The organism is Phenylobacterium sp. (genome assembly GCF_036723115.1).
Taxonomy (GTDB): Bacteria; Pseudomonadota; Alphaproteobacteria; order Caulobacterales; family Caulobacteraceae; genus Phenylobacterium.
The window spans coordinates 1-2,752 of sequence record NZ_DAIMHV010000221.1 but is presented as its reverse complement, the minus strand read 5'-3'; the positions used below and the strand labels follow the sequence as shown (position 1 = coordinate 2,752).

Genomic DNA, 2,752 nt, shown 5'->3' with positions numbered 1-2,752 from the left:
GTTCCTTCTCCACGGCGGCGGCGTAGGGGGCGGCGGCGGGCATCCGGACCAGAAGGTCCTCGCCTAGACGGAAGGTGCGGTTGTCCCAGCCGCCGGGCCGGACCCTCGTCACCGGCAGCCCCGCCCAATGGGGAAACTGGTCGGCCACCAGAGCCGCGACGGCGGCCTCGTCGATCTTCACCCGCACGGCCATGGCTTCCTCCCCTAACGGAAGATCGGGGGTTGAAGCGCCCGGGCGGGCAAGTCCATGGTCCGGCCCATTCCATTCGATCATTCCGACAAGAGGGATAACCCCATGCCTGTCAGCCGCGAAGTCCATCTCATCCAACGCCCCGACGGCATGCCGCGCGAGGAAGAGTTCGCCATCGTCGAGACCCATGCGCCCGACGCGGCCGACGGCCAGGTGCTGGTCCAAAACCTCTATATGTCGGTGGACCCGGCCATGCGCCCGCGGCTGACCGCCGGTCAGGCCCTGAACGAGGCCATGATGGGCGGGGCGCTCGGCCGCGTCGTCCAGTCCAAGACCCCGGACTTCGCCGTGGGCGACCTGGTGACCAACCGCCTGGGCTTCCGGGAGTATTTCGTCTCCGACGGCAAGGGCCTGTCCCGGCTGACCCCGGCCGAGGGCCTGCCGCTGACGGTCCACATGCACGCGCTCGGCATGACCGGTTTCACCGCCTATGGCGGCCTGCTCTATATCGGCGCCCTGAAGGAGGGTGAGCAGGTCTTCGTCTCCACCGCCGCCGGCGCGGTGGGTTCGGTGGCCGCCCAGATCGCCAAGATCAAGGGCTGCTATGTGGTGGGCTCCACCGGCTCGGAGGACAAGGCCGACTGGCTGCGTCGCGAAGTCGGCCTGGATGCTGTGATCAACTACAAGGCCCAGCCCATCCGCCAGGCCCTGGAAGAGGCCACGCCCAAGGGGATCGACGTCTATTTCGAAAATGTGGGCGGCGAGCACCTGGAGGCCGCCCTGCGGCGCATGAACACGCTGGGCCGCATCGCCGTCTGCGGCATGATCTCGGGCTATAACGAGGGCCAGGCGCCGGTGCGCAACCTGTCCAACATCATCTATTCGCGGGTCATGCTGCGCGGCTTCGTGGGCACGGACTTCATGCACCTGCAGCCCGACTTCCAGCGCGACATGGCCGGCTGGCTGCGCGAGGGCAAGGTCAAGTATCAGGAGACCGTGATGGAGGGCATCGCCGCCGCGCCCCGGGCCCTGATCGGCCTGATGGAAGGCGCCAATTCCGGCAAGATGCTGGTCAAGCTGGCCGACTGACCCCGGGCGCATACTGAGGCGGGCGCCCGCGCGGGCGGGCCCCGCCGCTTGCGCCGCGCGGGGTTCGGACTAGCCTTGCCCTGAGCCTCGCCGCCCCCTTCGCCCGCCCGTTCATCGAGAGCCGCCCATGTTCATCCCCCTGACCCGTCTGGTCGCCCCGCTCCTGGCCGCAGGTCTGATCCTGGTCGGCCTGTCCCCTGGGGCCGCCCAGGCGGCCGCCCCGCCCATCGAGTATCGCGAGCGGGTGCTGGAGAACGGCCTGCGGGTGCTGAGCGCGGTGGACGAGACCACCCCCAATGTGACGGTCCAGGTCTGGTACGGGGTGGGCGCCAAGGATGATCCGGAGGGCCGCTCCGGCTTCGCCCACCTGTTCGAACACATGATGTTCAAGACCACCCGCAACATGCCGGCCGAGATGCTCGACCGCATGACCGAGGATGTGGGCGGCTTCAACAACGCCTCCACCTGGGACGATTTCACCAACTATTTCGAGGTCGTGCCCGCCAACCACCTGCGCCGCATCCTGTGGGCCGAGGCCGAGCGCATGGGCGCCCTGGTGGTGGACCCGGAAATCTTCAATTCCGAGCGCGACGTGGTGAAGGAGGAGCTGCGCCAGCGGGTCCTGGCCGACCCCTATGGCCGCCTGTTCGCCCTGATGATCCCCCAGGCCAGCTATGAGGTTCACCCCTACCGGCGTCCGGGGATCGGCTCGATCGCCGAGCTGGACGCGGCCACCATCGACGATGTGCGGGCCTTCCACCGGGACTATTACCGCCCCGACAACGCCGTGCTGATCGTCATCGGCAACTTCCAGCCGGCCGAGCTGGACGCCTGGGTGGACGAGTATTTCGCCCCCCTGTCGCGCCCCGCCGCCCCCCTCAAGCGGGTGGACGTACAGGAGCCGCCCCGCCAGGCGCCGGGCGTGTTCCACGGCTATGGCCCCAATGTGCCCCTGCCGGCGGTGGTGATCACCTGGCACGGGCCCTCGGCCACCGATCCCGACGCCGCGGCGGTGCGGGTGCTGGACGCCATACTGTCCGGCGGCAAGTCCTCCCGGCTCTATAATGGGCTGGTCTATGACCAGCAGCTGGCGGTGGAGGTCATGTCCCAGGCCGACCTGCCCCAGCAGCCCGGCCTGATCGCCGTGGCCGCCATCCTGTCCAGCGGTCAGGACGTGGCCGCCGGCGAGGCGGCCCTGCTGGCCGAGGTGGCCCGGCTGCGCGATGCGCCGGTCAGCGCCGCGGAGCTGGACGAGGCCAAGAACGAGCTCCTGGCCGGGGAGCTGCGCAGCCGCGAGACCGTCGACGGCCGGGCCTTCGCGCTCGGCTATGCCTGGGCGGTTTCCGGCGATCCGGCCGCGGCCAATCGCCAGCTGGCGCAGCTGCAGGCCGTCACCGCCGCCGATGTGCAGCGCGCGGCCCGCCGCTACCTGGCCGAAGCCCGGCGCATGACCATCTTCTACCGCAACGAGGA

General features: G+C 69.6%; 3 protein-coding genes. 2 read left to right on the top strand and 1 reads right to left on the bottom strand.

The window, feature by feature from the left end:
* The coding region (locus V7D28_RS14690; protein ID WP_333588130.1) for a hypothetical protein at positions 1 to 193 on the bottom strand (193 nt) is incomplete at its 3' end.
* Between the two features lie 102 nt (positions 194 to 295).
* Here V7D28_RS14690 and V7D28_RS14685 point away from each other — a divergent pair.
* Together V7D28_RS14685 and V7D28_RS14680 are read left to right on the top strand one after the other, a co-directional pair.
* Positions 296 to 1,279, top strand: coding sequence for an NADP-dependent oxidoreductase (locus tag V7D28_RS14685; protein ID WP_333588129.1), 984 nt, complete (start codon positions 296 to 298; stop codon positions 1,277 to 1,279).
* 127 nt (positions 1,280 to 1,406) lie between these two features.
* On the top strand, positions 1,407 to 2,752 hold a 1,346-nt coding region (locus tag V7D28_RS14680), incomplete at its 3' end, for a M16 family metallopeptidase (protein WP_333588128.1).

Excerpts from the sequence above, each read along its gene's own strand:
- V7D28_RS14685 (WP_333588129.1), top strand. The coding sequence starts at position 296 with ATGCCTGTCAGCCGCGAAGTCCATCTCATCCAACGCCCCGACGGCATG.